The following is a 14608-nucleotide window of genomic DNA, read 5'->3' as shown; positions in this document are numbered from 1 at the left end:
GCGGTGCAACGTGATGCGATGGGTGCATCTTCCCGCCAGGCAGCATTCCACGGTAGCCGCATAGCCAGCATATCGGTTATGCTTCCAGCGTATGACCATCTTCAACGACCTCAGTCTGCTGCAGGCGTTCGTTTCCATCGTGGAAAGCGGCAGCATCTCCGCAGCGGCGCGCAAGCTGAACCTGAGCCAGCCCACGCTGAGCCGCCAGTTGCGTTCGCTCGAAGATCAGTGCGGCGCGGCGCTGCTGCGGCGCGACACACACCGCATGAGCCTCACGGAAACGGGCCACCAGTTCCTCGCCGACGCGCAGGCGCTGCTCGCGCTAGCCGAGGAGTCCGAGCAGCGCATGCGACGCGACCAGAGCGCGCTGAGCGGCAATATCCGCGTGTTCTCCACGATCGACTTCGGCCAGTCCGTGGTGAGCCGCATGATCAGCAGTTTTATCCAGGCGCACCCGGCGGTGAGAATGGAGTTGGCGTACTCGAACCGACCGCTGCACATGATCGAAGAGGGCTGCGACGCCGGTATCGTCGCGGGCGCGCTCACCGACGATCGCGTCGTTGCGCGCACGCTCGGCGAGATCCGGCGCTATCCGGTTGCCTCGCCTGCCTTCCTGAAGGATCACAAGCTCGCCAGCAAGCCGGAAAGTCTCCAGGCCTTACCGTGGATCGCACTTTCGAGGCGGCAATTCGGCGGTTCGAGAGATGTCACGCTGTATTCGGGGGCCGCCACGCATACGCTGCAGATCGAGCCCGTGATGATTTCGGAAGGGGTGACGAGCATGCGCGAGGCCGCACGCATGGGGCTGGGCCTCGCCGTGTTGCCGGAATGGCTGATCGAGGAGGATCTGATCTCAGGCCGCCTCGTGCGGGTATTGCCGAAATGGCAGGCGAAACCGCTCGCCGCGCAAATCGTCTATCCGCTGCAAAGGCGGCTGCCGTTGCGCGTGCAGGCGTTGATCGAATTCGCGACGGAATATATGACGACGGTTCTGAAACCGCGCTAACGCCTGAATTCCTTTATGCGCCCCGGCGCGGCGCCGGGCCGCCGAACTCCGTAGCGCGCACGGCCTCGACCAGATAATCGACGAACGACACAATGCGCGCCGAGATCGCCGTGTTGCGGTAATACACGGCGTGAATAGGCTGCCGCACGTCCTGTGTCTGGCGCGCGAGCACCTGCACGAGGCTGCCGTTCGCGCGGTCCTGCGCCGTCATGAAGTCCGAAAGGCACACGATACCCACGCCCGCGAGCGCGAGTTGCCGCAAGGTCTCGCCGCTCGACGACCACACATCGGGCTCGATGCGCAGCGGCTCGCCATCGGCGCCCGTGAGCGGCCAGACGTTGAGCGCTTCGGGCTGAGTGAAGCCGAGCAGCGTGTGCCTGCTCAAGTCCTCCACACGCGCGGGCCGCCCGTGTGCCGCCAGATACTGCGGGCTCGCGAGCACCCGTATGCGGCTATTGCCGACCAGGCGGCTATGTAGCGTGGAGTCCTTGAGCCGCCCAATGCGGATCGCCACATCGGTGCGCCGCTCCAGCAAATCGATAATGCCCTCATTGCTGTTCAACTCCAGTTCCACCTGCGCATAGCGCTCGCGATAGCCCTGCACGAGCGGCACGATCACATGGAGCATGAAAGGCGACGCCGCATCCACGCGCAATCGCCCCGCCGGCATCTCGCGCCGCGCAAGCATCTGCTCCTCGGCGCCCTCCACCTGCGCGATGATGGCTCGCGCGTTGTGCAGAAAGGCCTTGCCCTCTTCCGTTAGCTCGAGCCGCCGCGTGGTTCTGCGCAACAAGGTCGTCTTGAGCTTTTCTTCGAGCCGCGCGAGCGTCCGGCTCGTGGCGGACACCGTGAGATCCAGTTGTTGTGCCGCCGCCGTGATGGAGCCGCTGTCCACCACCGTGGCAAAGGCCTGCAGTTCATCCAGAGTGATCTTCATTCTTGATTTGAAATCAAAACACTTTGGTTTATAGACCAGTTTTTCGTCAAAAGTAAAACCCGCACAATGCAGCGATCCCAACTTGCCATTGCCCATCAAGGCACGACGTCATGCTCGAACGCGACCTCAGTCTACCCGCCACGGCCCGCCCTCAGCGCGCCGCCAACCCGCCTGCGCGCAGCGGCGCGGCGCTGCCGCTTCTGGCCCTTGCCGTTGGCGCGTTTGGCATCGGCACGACCGAATTCTCGCCGATGGGCCTGTTGCCCGTAATCGCCGAAGGCGTGCATGTGTCGATCCCCAGCGCGGGCATGCTGATCAGCGCCTATGCGATCGGCGTGATGGTGGGCGCGCCGCTCATGACGCTCGCGCTCGCCCGCTGGCCGCGGCGCACCGCGCTCATGGCGCTGATGGGCATCTTCACGCTCGGCAACCTGCTTTCCGCCATCGCCCCCGACTACACCACGCTGCTGCTCGCGCGGCTCGTCACGAGCCTGAATCACGGCGCGTTCTTTGGCATTGGCTCGGTGGTGGCCGCGAGTTTCGTGCCGCGCGAGCGCCAGGCAAGCGCCGTTGCGACGATGTTCATGGGCCTCACCATCGCGAACATCGGCGGTGTGCCGGCGGCCACGTGGCTCGGCGAGACCATTGGCTGGCGCATGTCGTTCGCCGCGACCGCCGGGCTCGGCGCGCTCGCCATTGCAGGCTTGTGGGCCGCGCTACCCAAAGGCGAAGCGGGCGACATGCCCAACCTGCGCGCCGAACTCGCCGTGCTCACGCGCCCGGTGGTGCTCGGCGCGCTCGCGACCACGGTGCTCGGCGCAGGCGCGATGTTCACGCTCTACACCTATGTCACGCCCACGCTCACGCATCTCACGGGCGCGACGCCCGGCTTCGTGACCGCCATGCTCGTGCTGATCGGCGTGGGCTTTTCGATCGGCAACGCGGCGGGCGGGCGTCTCGCCGACCGCTCGCTCGACGGCACGCTGCTCGGTTTTCTCGCGCTGTTGATCGTCGTGATGCTGGCGTTTCCGGCGCTCGCCGCTACGCATGTGGGCGCGGCTGCGGCACTGCTCGTCTGGGGTGTCGCGACCTTCGCGGTCGTGCCGCCGCTGCAAATGCGCGTGATGCGCGCCGCTCACGATGCGCCGGGGCTCGCCTCCTCCGTCAACGTCGGCGCGTTCAATCTCGGCAACGCGCTGGGCGCCGCAGCGGGCAGTGCTGCGCTGTCCGCTGGTTTCGGCTACGGCGCGGTGCCGATCGTGGGGGCGCTCATCGCACTGGGCGGCGTTGCGCTCGTCGTCGTGCAGATCGTCGTGAAACGGCGCGCACGTTAATTCATTGTTAGTGCTCAGGTAACCCAATTAGTCACTTTTTTAAGGAAAGCATCATGAGCCAGATTCCCGGATTCGGTCTTGGCACGTTCCGCCTGCAAGGGCAAGTTGTCATCGACTCCGTGCGCAACGGCCTCGAAGTCGGCTACCGCGCCATCGACACCGCGCAGATCTATGGCAACGAAGCCGAAGTGGGCGAAGCGATCGCCGCTTCCGGCATCGCGCGCGACGAACTCTTTCTCACGACCAAGATCTGGGTCGACAATTACTCGCGTGACAAGCTGGTTCCGAGCCTGAAGGAAAGCCTGAAGAAGCTGCGCACCAATGAAGTCGATCTCACGCTGATTCACTGGCCCGCGCCCAACAACGGCGTGTCGCTGGAAGAATTCATGAGCGCACTGGCCGAAGCGAAATCACAAGGGTTGACGAAACAGATCGGTATTTCCAACTTCAATATCGAACTCACGAAGCAGGCCATTGCCGTGGCCGGCAAGGAAAACATCGCGACCAACCAGATCGAGTTGAGCCCGTATCTGCAGAATCGCAAGCTCGTTGGCTTCCTCCAGCAAGAAGGCATTCACGTGACCTCCTATATGACCCTCGCCTACGGCAAGGTGCTCGGCGACCCCGTGATCCGCGCGATTGCCGACCGACGCCACGCCACGCCCGCGCAAGTGGCGCTCGCCTGGGCGCTGCGCCTTGGCTACTCGGTCATTCCCTCTTCGACGAAGCGCGAAAACCTCGCCAGCAACCTGCTCGCGCAAACGCTGGAACTCACGAACGAAGACATGGCGCAGATCGCCGCGCTCGAACGCAACGGCCGGGAAGTGAGCCCCGAAGGCCTCGCTGCACAGTGGGATTGAAGCGGGATTGAAACAACACGTTTTGCAATACGAAGGAACACCCATGCGTATCACCATTCCCTCGCGGATCGGCTTTGGCACGGCTCCGCTCGGCAACATGTACCGCGAGATTCCCGAAGAGGAAGCGCTCGCCACCGTTGAGGCCGCCTGGCAAAACGGCATTCGCTATTTCGACGCAGCCCCGCTCTATGGCGCAGGGCTCGCAGAACTGCGCCTCGGTGAGGCACTCGCGCGCCACCCGCGCAATGAGTATGTGCTGGGCACCAAGGTAGGCCGTCTCATTCTGGACGAAGTGGAGTCCACCACGGCGCGCGACCTCGGCGAAAAAGGCGGGCTGTTCGAGCACGGCCTGCCGAACCGCATCGTCTACGACTACACCGAAGCCGGCACGCTGCGCTCGATCGAAGACAGTCTCAAGCGTTTGCGCACCGACCATCTCGACTACGTCTGGATTCACGATCCGGCAGTCGATTTCCACGGCGAAGCATGGCGCGACGTATTCGACATCGCGATGTCGGGCGCGGCGAAGGCGCTCACGCGCCTGCGCGAAGAGGGCGTGATCAAGGCGTGGGGACTCGGCGTGAACCGCGTCGAGCCATGCGAACTGGCGATCGAGCGCGCCGACCCCGACGGCTTCCTGCTCGCCGGCCGTTACACGCTGCTCGATCATGCCGGCGCGCTCGAAAAGCTGATGCCCGCGGCTCAGGCGCGCGGACTCGGCATTATCGTTGGCGGTCCTTATAATTCCGGCCTGCTCGCGGGCGGCACGCATTACGAATATCAGAAAGCGCCGCAAGCGATGATCGATCGCGTCGAGCAGATCAAGGCAATGTGTTTGCGTTACGGCGTGGATATTCGCGCGGTTGCGCTAGCGTTCTCGCTTGCTCACCCTGCGGTGGCAGGCGTGATTCCCGGTGCGAGCCGCCCCGAGCGTATTGCGGAAAATCGCGCGCTCGCAAATTGCACGATTCCCGCCGCGCTTTGGGACGAACTCAAATCGGCAGGCGTGATCAGCGCGAACGCGCCGACCCCGCAGAACTAACGCATGGAGCTGCCAACCATGGCCAACGTTAGCGTATCTATCGAAATCGGCGCACCCGTCGAATCGGTCTGGGCGATGCTCGGCGATTTCAACGGTCTCCCCGCGTGGCTCGAGTTCGTGCGTTCGTCGCGGCTTTCGGACGGCGGCCGCATTCGCCACCTCGAAGCCATGGGCGGCGCGATCATCGTCGAAGCCCTGCTCGAGCACAGCGCAACGGAAAGGTTCTATCGCTACGCGATCGTCGAAGGCCCCGATCCGGTTTCGGATTATGTGGCGACGCTTTGCGCACGGCGAATCGATGCGGACACAACGGCCGTCACCTGGGCGAGCCGGTTCGAGCCGCGCGATGCGCACCAGGCCGCGTCGCTCGTCGGGCACTACGAGGTGCTGTACCGTGCTGGACTCGATCGCCTCAAGACGCTAGCCGAGGCGCGCGCCTGAGCGCGACCAAAGGCGCGCCGCGTTACATCGACGATTCGAGCATGGCGCGGTAATCGGCTTCCGAGGCCTCGCGCGGATTGGTCTTGTGGCTGTGATCCTTGAGCGCGCCCTTGATGATCTCGGGGAACATCCCAGCATGCACGCCAAGCTGCGCGAGGCCGGTCGGCAAACCGAGCCGTTCGGTCATCGTGCGTACCGCGTTCGCCACTTCGGCGCCGCTGCCCAACCCCATCGCCGTCGCCAGACGGTCGAGCTTGCCTTCGTCGCGCACCGAAGGCGCTGGCTCGTTGAACCGCAGCACCGCCGGCAGAAAGATGGCGTTCAGCGTGCCATGATGCAAGCGCGGATTGATGCCGCCGAGCGAGTGACTCAGACTGTGCACGCACCCCAGGCCCTTCTGGAACGCCAGCGCGCCCTGCATCGAGGCGCTCATCATGTTCAGGCGCGCGACGCGGTCGCCGCCGTCGCGCGTTGCTCGCTCGATATGGCGCCACGCGCGCCACAATCCGTCTAGCGCAATGCCGTCAGCGGGCGGATTGAAGGCGGGCGCGAGAAAGGTCTCCATGCAATGGGCAATGGCGTCCATGCCCGTCGCCGCCGTCAAGACCGGCGGCAAACCCAGCGTGAGTTCGGGATCGCAAATCGCCACACGCGGCACGACATAAGGCGAGATTACGCCGACCTTGCGGCCATCGTCGAGAATCAGGATCGCGCCGCGCCCCACTTCGCTACCGGTGCCCGCTGTCGTCGGCACCGCGATAACCGGGGCGGTCTTCGACGTGATATTCGCCGCTCCGCCTTCAATCACCGCGAAGCGCTGCAATGGCCCTTCGTGCGTTGCGCAAACGGCCACGCCTTTTGCGAGGTCGATTGCCGAGCCGCCGCCAACGGCGACAATGCCGTCGCACTCGCCGGCGCGGTAGGCCGCTACGGCCTCACGCACCGCCGCCTCATTCGGATTGGACGGTGTGCCGTCATAGATCGTTGCGCTCGCAACGCCTTCCAGTGCACCAAGGACGCTATCGATGATCCCCGCTGCGCGCACGCCCTTGTCCGTGACGATCAACGGCCGGCTGATGCCCACGCGTGCGCATTCGTCCTTGAGCAGACGGATGGCGCCAAATTCGAACTGGATCTGCGTGACGTAGTTGATGAGGGACATAGGATTGAGCTTCAGTTATAGTGAATTCAGCCATTGCGGCAGCAAGCTCTCGAGACTGCAATTTGATTACCGCATTTCGGCCGCATAGTGCTATTGTTTCGGGCCAGTATAGGGAGACGCCCATTACGCGGTAATTGAGAAGATTTGATATAGCTATAACTTTTCCTCAACCCCATGACCCCGTCGCTCAATTCGATCATCTCCCGCCTTCATGTGAAGCAGCTCCGTCTCCTGATCGCGTTGGGCGATCACGGCTCGCTGCTGAAAGCGGCGCAGCAGGTCGCACTCACCCAGCCAGGTGCGAGCAAAGCGCTGCAGGAGATCGAAACCACGTTTGGCACGCCGCTTTTCAACCGCACCAATCGTGGGCTCGAGCCCACCGAAGCCGGACACTGCGCGATCCGCTATGCACGCCTGATCCATACCGACCTCACTCATTTGCGCGAGGAACTGGTCGGACTTTCGCGCGGGCGTGGCGGGCGTGTGGCGGTTGGCGTCATCATGGGCGCGGTGCCGCTGCTCACCGAGGCGATTTCCACGCTGATTGCGGCGCATCCGGAAATGTCGGTTGAAATAGTCGAAGACACGAGCGCGGCGCTCCTCAGCCAGATCGACGCAGGCAGGCTCGACCTGGCGATCTGCCGCACCACGGTCAGCCAGACGCCGCGGCACTACGAGAGCGTCAAGCTTCAGGACGAAACGCTCGCGGTGATCGCCAACGTGCGGCATCCGTTGCGCCGCGCGAAGAAGCTCGCGCTCAAGGACATGGAGAAGTACCGCTGGGTGGTCTACCGCGCGAACATGCCAATGCGGCTATTGCTCGAACGCGAGTTTCGCGAGGCCGAAATCCGCTTTCCCATGCACCTGCTCGAAACAACCTCCGCGTTCGCCACGCTCGCGTTGCTACAGGGCAATCCGTCGTTCGTCGCGCTGGTGTCCATCGACGTCGCGCAGTTCTTCGCCAGCCAGGAGATGGCCTGCATCCTCCCGCTGCGCCTCGCTTCGCGCAGCGAACCCTATGAACTCGTCACGCGCAAAGGCGCGCCGCTCTCGCCCACGGCACGGCTGCTCATCGAGACGCTGTGCGACAAGCAGGGCATCGAATTCTGAGCGCGCTTCTGAGTGCGCGACGACCGAACCCGGGGAAACCCTGGCATTGACCTAAATCAAATCCCTCCCGCACAATGAACCATATCGTGGACTTAACGTCCATATTGTGGACATACAAGGGCAACTGATGACGGACAAAACCTATTCCCCCATGACGCCGTATCAGCTTCCGTTCCCCAAGGAAGCGCAGCAGGAAATCGTCATTCCCCACGCCATTCCCACCGACGAGCGCGTGTGGGTGCCCCAGGCCGAGAACGTATGGTTCCGCCCGTTGTGCCTGAACACGGCACAGGGCTACTGGATGAACTTGCTGCGCGTGCGTAAGTCAGGTGTCCTGAGCAGGCACCGGCATCCGCAGGCCGTTCACGGCATGGTGCTCAAGGGGCGCTGGCGCTATCTGGAGCACGACTGGGAAGCGACCGAAGGCAGCTACGTGTTCGAGCCGCCCGGCGAAACGCACACGCTCTACGTGCCGGAAGACGTCGAGGAAATGATCACCTACTTCCAGGTGAACGGCGTGATGTTCTATTGCGATCCGTGGGGCAACTACACGGGTTACGAAGACGTGTTCACGAAGATCGACATGTGCCGCAAGCATTACGCGGCTGTGGGTCTTGGCGAGGACTACGTGGACCAGTTCATTCGATGAGCCGCGCCCAGTATGATTTCACGGGACGCGTGGCCGTCGTGACCGGCGCGGCGGGCGGCATCGGCCGCGCGATCTGCAATGCGTTCGCGCGCGGCGGCGCGCGCACGGTCAACTGGGACCGCGTGCCCGGCTCGCTCGATGCGCAAGATGCGCCGCGTCATATCGAAGCCGACGTCACGCGCCCGGAGACGATCGAAGCGGCGCTCGCCGCCACACTCGCTGAATTCGGGCGCATCGACTATCTCGTGAACAACGCGGGCTTCGCCGGCTCGACCGTGCCCCTCGACGCCTACGATCCCGCCGAATGGCAACGCATTGTCGACGTGAATCTGGTGGGCACCTATCACGTTTGCCGATACGTCGTTCCCGCCATGCGCCGCGCGGGTTCGGGGCGGATCGTCAATGTCGCCTCGCTTGCCGGCAAGGAAGGCACGCCGAACGCGTCCGCGTACAGCGCGGCGAAGGCCGGCGTGATCGCACTCACCAAATCGCTCGGCAAGGAACTCGCGCAAACGGGCATTCTTGTGAATGGCATTGCGCCCGCTGCCGTGGAAACGCCGTTGCTCGCGCAGATGTCGCCCGCCCACGTGCAGACGATGATCGACAAAAGCCCGCTCGGGCGCCTCGGAACCGTCGACGAGGTTGCCGATCTCGCGCTCTGGCTTTGTTCGGATTCCTGTACGTTCAGCACCGGTGCGACATTCGATCTTTCCGGCGGCCGTGCAACGTACTAGCGTACGAGCCGCCCCCCCCACACACACGATAACAGCCAAAAGGAGACACGCCATGATCAAAAAATCGCAACGGCTTAAACGCACACAGACGATAGCCATCGCCTTTCTGACGATAGCGGGCATCGTGAATTATCTGGACCGCAGCACGCTTTCCATCGCCAATCATTCGGTGGCGGAGGAACTGCATCTGAACGCTTCGCAAATGGGCTTGCTGCTTTCGGCATTCTCGCTCGCCTATGCGTTCGCGCAATTGCCGGTGGGCGCTATGCTCGACCGTTTCGGCTCGCGCGTGATGCTCGGGCTCGGCATGCTGGTGTGGTCGCTGGCGCAGGTCACGGGCGGGTTCATCCAGACGATCAATCACTTTCTCGCGGCGCGCGTAGTGCTGGGCATTGCCGAAGCGCCGCTCTTTCCGGCGGGCGCCAAGGTCATACACGAATGGTTTGCCGTGCGCGAACGCGGCGCGCCAACCGGTACGTTCGTATCTTCCTCGACCATCGCGCCGATGATCGCGCCGCCACTCCTCACCGTGCTGATGCTCACGTTCGGCTGGCGTCCGATGTTCATCATCATGGGCGTGCTGGGCGTGCTCGTCGCGATCGGCTGGTATGTGGTCTATCGCAACCGCGACCAGGTCACGCTCACAGCCGAAGAAACCGCCTGGCTCGAAGACGGCGCCACCGAAGCGCCGAAAAAGAGTGCGCTGAGTTTCGCCGAGTGGGGCATGCTGCTCAAGCAGCGCAATACGTGGGGCATGATCTTCGGCTTCATGGGCGTGATCTACATGGTGTGGCTCTATCTCACCTGGCTGCCGGGTTATCTGGAGAAGGAGCGTCACATTTCCATCGCGCATACGGGCTGGCTCGTCGCCATTCCCTATGTGTTCGGCACGATCGGCATGGCGAGCAGCGGCTTTATTTCCGACTACCTGCTCAAGCGCGGCATGGCGCCCATCCGCAGCCGCAAGTGGCCGCTGTGTGTCGGCCTGATCGGCGCGGCGGCCTTCACCGTCCCCGCCGCCTACACGCCGAGCACCGCGCTCGCCATTACCTATGTTTCCGTTGCGATGTTCTTCGTGAACATGTCGAGCGGCGCGGCCTGGGCGCTCGTGAGCGTGGCGGCCCCCCGCCATCTCGTGGCGTCGCTTGGCAGCATGCAGAACTTTGGCGGCTATTTCGGCGGCTCGTTTGCGCCGGTCATCACCGGCATCGTGGTGGACCAGACGCATTCGTTCGTGAACGCCCTGCTCATCAGCGCAGCCGTCGCGTTTGCCGCCGCGTTCGTCTATCTCTTCGTCGTCAGGGAAGTCGCCTCCGAAGGCGAGCGCCAGGCGGCCGCTACCCAACTCACCTGATTCACTCATTCATTCGCACTACGCATCATGACATTCAAGGACAACTTTCTCGCGGGCAAGGTCGCGCTCGTGACCGGCGGCCACTCCGGCATCGGCGCGGCCATTGCCAACCGGCTCGCCCAACTCGGCGCGCGCACGACGGCCGCGGGCCTGCCGCCTCCCGCCGGCACGCCCGACGCGCTCGATGCCGGCGTGCAGCGCGCCGCGCTCGACGTGCGTTCGACGGAAGACGTCACGCGGCTGATTGGCGGTTTCGAGCGGCTCGATATCGTCGTGAACTGCGCGGGCGTGATCAGCCGCGGCGAAGAGCACCAGATCGAGGCGTTCGAGCGCGTGCTCGACATCAATCTCAACGGCACCATGCGCGTGTGCGCGAGCGCGCGCGAATTGCTCAAGGCGTCGTCTGGCTGCATCGTCAATACGGCCTCCATGCTGAGCTTTTTCGGTGGCGGGCTCGTGCCGGCCTATAGCGCCAGCAAGGGCGGCGTGGCGCAGCTCACGCGCTCGCTCGCCATCGCCTATGCGCCCGACAACATCCGCGTGAACGCGGTTGCGCCCGGCTGGATCGCCACGCCGCTCACCCAGGCGCTGCAAGACGACGGCGGCCGCTCGCAGGGCATACTCGAGCGCACGCCGATGAAGCGCTGGGGCCAGCCCGAGGAAGTCGCGAACGTCGCCGCGTTTCTGTGCTCGCCCGCCGCTTCGTTCATGACGGGCGCGATCGTGCCCGTGGACGGCGGCTATCTGTGCGCCTGATCGCCTGAAATTGCGGGCATAATGGCGCCACACATGGTGCCCGCAAGCTTTCCGATGTCGACCACAGATTCTCCCGCCTCCTCCCAACCCGGCGACGCCAAGGGCGTTGCCGGCACGGCTGCCTTTTCGAAATTCATCGCCGTGCTTCAGCTCATTGCCGACGCCAGCACGCCGCCGAACATCGCGAAGCTAGTGGCCGCGAGCGGCTATCCGCGCCCGACCGTGCATCGCATCGTCGCAGCGCTGCAGGCCGAAGGGCTCGTCGCAGCCGTGGGCGGCGGCAATACCTTCGCGCTCGGGCCGCGTCTCGTGAATCTCGCAAGCCGCAGCTGGGAGCGCTCCGACCTGCGCATCGCCGCCGTCGACGCCCTCATGGAGCTGCGCAACACCACCTCGGAAACGGTGCATCTCGCCGTGCCCAGCGACGGCGCGATGGTGTACATCGAAAAGCTCGAAAGTCCGCACGCCGTGCGCATGGCCTCGCGTATCGGCACGCGCGTGGCGATCACGTCGAGTTCGGTTGGCAAAGCGTGGCTCGCCACGCTCACGCCTGCCGAGCGCGAGCCGCTGCTTGCGCAGGCGCCGCGCGTGCGCTTCACCGAACATACGATGACGGACCTCGACGCGATTCGCGACGAGATCGAACTCACGGCGCAACGCGGCTATGCCGAAGACCGCGAAGAAAACGAGCAATCGATCTGGTGTTACGGCGCGGCGATTCTCGGCGCCGATGGCCAGGCCGTGGGCTGCGTGAGCGTCAGCATGCCGATGTTTCGCCGCCAGGAAGACGCGCAACGCAGCTACATCGAACCGCTGCTCGCCGCGTGCCGCACGATTGCCGCGCGGCTTGGCCCCATTGCCACGCGTTAGTGCATTAGTCGCCGGGCTCGCCTGCTTCGCCTCTTGCACACGCCGCTCGTCGGCATTGCCTGAATATTTTGCCTGCCCGAAGCGTGTGGGCCGGGTACGTGTTCCCGCGGTCGTCGGCTATGCCATTACAATGAGCGTCTGGGGTGACCAGAGCTGTCTGCACACTCATATCGCGCCCGAACAATCCATTTGAACAGGCTTAGCAAGATATGCAAGCAGAAAACGAAAGACGCTCGGGAATCGCAACTCAGCAAAGCCGCTCCCGACGAGGGACCACGCTAGTCCGGATCGCGGTCGCGGTTACGCTTCCAGTGCTGTTAACCGTGCTGTTCGTCTCAAAGACCATGACGAGGCCGGAGGAAGCGAGGCATACACTCGCGAAACAGGACATTGCCACCATCATGCAAGCCCTGGATAGCTATCGTCGCGACAACGGCCGCTATCCGACCCAGGCGCAAGGCCTGCGTGCGCTGATTGAAAAGTCCAACACCGATCCCACGCCAGGCGTCTGGAAGGAAGGCGGCTATCTTGCGCGCTTACCAGACGATCCCTGGGGCAATCCCTATCAGTATCTCAATCCGGGCGTGCATGGTGAGATCGATGTGTTCAGCTACGGTCAGGACGCCAGGCAAGGCGGCGAAGGCGACGACACCGACGTGGGCTCATGGGAATAGTTGCGTCGTCAGCTTCGGGCAAGCACTGGCGAGAAGCTGACGTTCCTCCGGAGGGCACGCGTTAGGTGTTTCTATTCACTCGACCACGAGCGTCGATTTCAAGCCAACCGCATTCGCGAGGTTGTAGACGTTAGGGGACGTCGCCATCACCGCGTCATGCACTTGCTCGAATTGCTCCCTGGTGCCGTTGCCCCTGATACGAACGGTGTACCGCAAAGACTCGTAGCCGTTCGCGATCTGCGGGTCGAGACCGAGAAAGCCCCTCAGGTCGATGTCGCCCTCGGTTTCTATCTCGAGCGACTGCAACGTGATCCCGCGGACGGCGCATTGTGCGACGTAGCCCACCGTCATGCACGCGTTCAACGCCGCGATCAGATGTTCCTGGGGATTTGCAAACCGATTCGCACCGCCGAGTTCGCATGGCTCGTCGATATCGATCGTGAACCGGCGCGGCACCTGCTGGCCACCGATCGAAAACCCGTGGACCTCGGCGCGACTGCGCGTCTGGCCGAGCCAGGCAGTCGCGACGCGCCAGTTGGTCGCCGCTTTCGACGTATCGCGCTTGACGTCTTCGATCAGTGCGAGCAGATCGTCGACGTTGAGCCCGTTGACGACGTTCGCTGCGGTTGACTGTGCATTGGCATTCATGATTCTCTCTCCTTGAACTTGAATGTTTCATTCACGTTGCGTCACGCTCAATGCAGTGTGGCGAGCGCAGCGCGGATACGCATTCCTTGCTCTTCGGAAACGAGCCGATCGAGCACCTGTGCGAAATGGGGATGATGCATGCCGGAATGAATGTACTGCCACCGGTAGGCGTGATGGAAATTCGCTTCGATTGACGTGGCTTCGTCCTCGTCGACCACGCGCCCGCAGTTCGCCATGAAATATCGCGAGTCCGCAGCCGCCTGCGCGCGCAAGAAGCCGTCGAACGCGACCACCAGGTCGATGAACTCGTTGACTGCGCTATCGCGCGCTGCATCCGTGAGGGTGGCGTCGTTTCGTTTCCACTCGAGTTCGTCGAGAATGGCGTGCTGACTTTCTTCCTTCCAGTGGTAAAGAAATACATCCTTGAACAGTTCGGATAGCTGATCGTCTGCATGAATACTCTGTCGATAGTGAATCTGCGAGAAGAGTTCGATATGCAGCGTCATGGCCTGCACCGCCCAGGTACTCTTGCCAAGGACCACGGCGGCGAGCGCGTCGGGGTCGACGTCGAAGCGATAACCAGCAGGCAGCGTTTCGCCGATCATGTGCTCGATACGGCGAAACAGCGCCTGGTGTTTGAGCTCTTCGTCGCTGAAGCGAACGAGCGCTTCGAGCGCCACCTGATCGCCGAGCCAATAGTCGCGGCTCACTTCCAGCACTTTGGCGTTGATGAAGCGCTCGACCAGCCCGAACACGTTCGCGTAAGTGCGCCCCTGAATCTGGCTGACGAACCGCTTCTCGCTTTCCGAGAGCGTGTTGAAATCCGGCACTAGCGAGAGGCCGTCGGGCAAATATTTCTGGGACATATCGAAGGCACGGCCGCCAATCACGTCGCGGTCGATGTCCCAACTGACCCTCTTCGAAGCGCGAATGCATCGGGCGTACCGATCGCGATCGGACTCGGGCAATACCAGGTTCATGGAAGTTCTCCCAATAGAGACCGTGGAGCGGTCTGGTGTTGAGCGTGGACT

The 14608-nt window shown here is 63.3% G+C and carries 16 protein-coding genes; 12 read left to right on the top strand and 4 right to left on the bottom strand.

Features of this window, described 5'->3' with window-relative positions; all coding sequences use genetic code 11:
- Positions 1 to 91: 91 nt before the first annotated feature.
- Positions 92 to 1006, top strand: a complete 915-nt coding sequence (locus tag U5A65_RS04575) for a LysR family transcriptional regulator (protein WP_321945596.1) — start codon at positions 92 to 94, stop codon at positions 1004 to 1006.
- 13 nt (positions 1007 to 1019) lie between these two features.
- Here U5A65_RS04575 and U5A65_RS04570 read toward each other — a convergent pair whose 3' ends face one another.
- The gene (locus U5A65_RS04570) at positions 1020 to 1943 is read right to left on the bottom strand and encodes a LysR substrate-binding domain-containing protein (RefSeq protein WP_321912012.1); all 924 of its coding nucleotides are present in this window, start codon (positions 1941 to 1943) and stop codon (positions 1020 to 1022) included.
- A 110-nt stretch (positions 1944 to 2053) separates the two neighbouring features.
- Between U5A65_RS04570 and U5A65_RS04565 the strand changes: the two genes are divergently transcribed.
- The 4 genes from U5A65_RS04565 to U5A65_RS04550 are packed head-to-tail and all read left to right on the top strand — an operon-like array spanning position 2054 to position 5620.
- Positions 2054 to 3277, top strand: coding sequence for an MFS transporter (locus tag U5A65_RS04565; protein WP_321945595.1), 1224 nt, complete (start codon positions 2054 to 2056; stop codon positions 3275 to 3277).
- A 53-nt stretch (positions 3278 to 3330) separates the two neighbouring features.
- On the top strand, positions 3331 to 4137 hold the full coding sequence (gene dkgB, locus U5A65_RS04560; RefSeq protein WP_321945594.1) for a 2,5-didehydrogluconate reductase DkgB: 807 nt from the start codon (positions 3331 to 3333) through the stop codon (positions 4135 to 4137).
- Between the two features lie 43 nt (positions 4138 to 4180).
- A complete protein-coding gene (locus U5A65_RS04555) occupies positions 4181 to 5179 on the top strand; it encodes an aldo/keto reductase (RefSeq protein WP_321945593.1) in 999 nt (332 codons plus the stop codon).
- An 18-nt stretch (positions 5180 to 5197) separates the two neighbouring features.
- Positions 5198 to 5620, top strand: coding sequence for an SRPBCC family protein (locus U5A65_RS04550; RefSeq protein WP_321945592.1), 423 nt, complete (start codon positions 5198 to 5200; stop codon positions 5618 to 5620).
- 22 nt (positions 5621 to 5642) lie between these two features.
- Here U5A65_RS04550 and U5A65_RS04545 read toward each other — a convergent pair whose 3' ends face one another.
- The gene (locus U5A65_RS04545) at positions 5643 to 6782 is read right to left on the bottom strand and encodes an iron-containing alcohol dehydrogenase (RefSeq protein ID WP_321934724.1); all 1140 of its coding nucleotides are present in this window, start codon (positions 6780 to 6782) and stop codon (positions 5643 to 5645) included.
- Between the two features lie 174 nt (positions 6783 to 6956).
- On the opposite strand from U5A65_RS04545, the gene U5A65_RS04540 reads away from it, so the two are divergent.
- The 7 genes from U5A65_RS04540 (at position 6957) to gspG (ending at position 12929) form a co-directional block, all read left to right on the top strand.
- Complete coding sequence (locus U5A65_RS04540) at positions 6957 to 7892, top strand: LysR family transcriptional regulator (protein ID WP_321945591.1); 936 nt, start codon at positions 6957 to 6959, stop codon at positions 7890 to 7892.
- A gap of 127 nt (positions 7893 to 8019) precedes the next feature.
- A complete protein-coding gene (locus U5A65_RS04535) occupies positions 8020 to 8541 on the top strand; it encodes a 2,4'-dihydroxyacetophenone dioxygenase family protein (RefSeq protein ID WP_133181145.1) in 522 nt (173 codons plus the stop codon).
- The gene (locus U5A65_RS04530) at positions 8538 to 9275 is read left to right on the top strand and encodes an SDR family NAD(P)-dependent oxidoreductase (protein WP_321945590.1); all 738 of its coding nucleotides are present in this window, start codon (positions 8538 to 8540) and stop codon (positions 9273 to 9275) included. Before U5A65_RS04535 ends, U5A65_RS04530 begins: the two co-directional genes overlap by 4 nt.
- 52 nt (positions 9276 to 9327) lie before the next feature.
- The gene (locus tag U5A65_RS04525) at positions 9328 to 10629 is read left to right on the top strand and encodes an MFS transporter (RefSeq protein ID WP_321945589.1); all 1302 of its coding nucleotides are present in this window, start codon (positions 9328 to 9330) and stop codon (positions 10627 to 10629) included.
- A 27-nt stretch (positions 10630 to 10656) separates the two neighbouring features.
- Complete coding sequence (locus tag U5A65_RS04520) at positions 10657 to 11385, top strand: SDR family NAD(P)-dependent oxidoreductase (protein WP_321912026.1); 729 nt, start codon at positions 10657 to 10659, stop codon at positions 11383 to 11385.
- A 54-nt stretch (positions 11386 to 11439) separates the two neighbouring features.
- Positions 11440 to 12255, top strand: coding sequence for an IclR family transcriptional regulator (locus U5A65_RS04515; RefSeq protein ID WP_321912027.1), 816 nt, complete (start codon positions 11440 to 11442; stop codon positions 12253 to 12255).
- Between the two features lie 209 nt (positions 12256 to 12464).
- Positions 12465 to 12929, top strand: coding sequence for a type II secretion system major pseudopilin GspG (gene gspG, locus U5A65_RS04510; protein ID WP_321945588.1), 465 nt, complete (start codon positions 12465 to 12467; stop codon positions 12927 to 12929).
- A gap of 75 nt (positions 12930 to 13004) precedes the next feature.
- On the opposite strand, the gene U5A65_RS04505 is transcribed toward gspG, so the two are convergent.
- On the bottom strand, positions 13005 to 13577 hold the full coding sequence (locus U5A65_RS04505; RefSeq protein WP_321945587.1) for an OsmC family protein: 573 nt from the start codon (positions 13575 to 13577) through the stop codon (positions 13005 to 13007).
- A gap of 47 nt (positions 13578 to 13624) precedes the next feature.
- Complete coding sequence (locus U5A65_RS04500) at positions 13625 to 14557, bottom strand: hypothetical protein (protein WP_321912031.1); 933 nt, start codon at positions 14555 to 14557, stop codon at positions 13625 to 13627.
- Between the last annotated feature and the right edge of the window lie 51 nt (positions 14558 to 14608).

It is taken from the genome of Paraburkholderia sp. J10-1, from assembly GCF_905220165.1.
GTDB lineage: Bacteria > Pseudomonadota > Gammaproteobacteria > Burkholderiales > Burkholderiaceae > Paraburkholderia.
Note: the sequence above shows the minus strand (reverse complement) of the source record. Positions and strands in the feature narration are given on the sequence as shown.

Excerpts from the sequence above, each read along its gene's own strand:
- U5A65_RS04575 (WP_321945596.1), top strand. The coding sequence starts at position 92 with ATGACCATCTTCAACGACCTCAGTCTGCTGCAGGCGTTCGTTTCCATC.
- U5A65_RS04530 (WP_321945590.1), top strand. The coding sequence starts at position 8,538 with ATGAGCCGCGCCCAGTATGATTTCACGGGACGCGTGGCCGTCGTGACC.
- U5A65_RS04545 (WP_321934724.1), bottom strand. The coding sequence starts at position 6,782 with ATGTCCCTCATCAACTACGTCACGCAGATCCAGTTCGAATTTGGCGCC.
- U5A65_RS04505 (WP_321945587.1), bottom strand. The coding sequence starts at position 13,577 with ATGAATGCCAATGCACAGTCAACCGCAGCGAACGTCGTCAACGGGCTC.
- U5A65_RS04540 (WP_321945591.1), top strand. The coding sequence starts at position 6,957 with ATGACCCCGTCGCTCAATTCGATCATCTCCCGCCTTCATGTGAAGCAG.
- U5A65_RS04535 (WP_133181145.1), top strand. The coding sequence starts at position 8,020 with ATGACGGACAAAACCTATTCCCCCATGACGCCGTATCAGCTTCCGTTC.
- U5A65_RS04500 (WP_321912031.1), bottom strand. The coding sequence starts at position 14,557 with ATGAACCTGGTATTGCCCGAGTCCGATCGCGATCGGTACGCCCGATGC.
- U5A65_RS04570 (WP_321912012.1), bottom strand. The coding sequence starts at position 1,943 with ATGAAGATCACTCTGGATGAACTGCAGGCCTTTGCCACGGTGGTGGAC.
- gspG (WP_321945588.1), top strand. The coding sequence starts at position 12,465 with ATGCAAGCAGAAAACGAAAGACGCTCGGGAATCGCAACTCAGCAAAGC.
- U5A65_RS04520 (WP_321912026.1), top strand. The coding sequence starts at position 10,657 with ATGACATTCAAGGACAACTTTCTCGCGGGCAAGGTCGCGCTCGTGACC.
- dkgB (WP_321945594.1), top strand. The coding sequence starts at position 3,331 with ATGAGCCAGATTCCCGGATTCGGTCTTGGCACGTTCCGCCTGCAAGGG.
- U5A65_RS04515 (WP_321912027.1), top strand. The coding sequence starts at position 11,440 with ATGTCGACCACAGATTCTCCCGCCTCCTCCCAACCCGGCGACGCCAAG.
- U5A65_RS04555 (WP_321945593.1), top strand. The coding sequence starts at position 4,181 with ATGCGTATCACCATTCCCTCGCGGATCGGCTTTGGCACGGCTCCGCTC.
- U5A65_RS04525 (WP_321945589.1), top strand. The coding sequence starts at position 9,328 with ATGATCAAAAAATCGCAACGGCTTAAACGCACACAGACGATAGCCATC.
- U5A65_RS04550 (WP_321945592.1), top strand. The coding sequence starts at position 5,198 with ATGGCCAACGTTAGCGTATCTATCGAAATCGGCGCACCCGTCGAATCG.
- U5A65_RS04565 (WP_321945595.1), top strand. The coding sequence starts at position 2,054 with ATGCTCGAACGCGACCTCAGTCTACCCGCCACGGCCCGCCCTCAGCGC.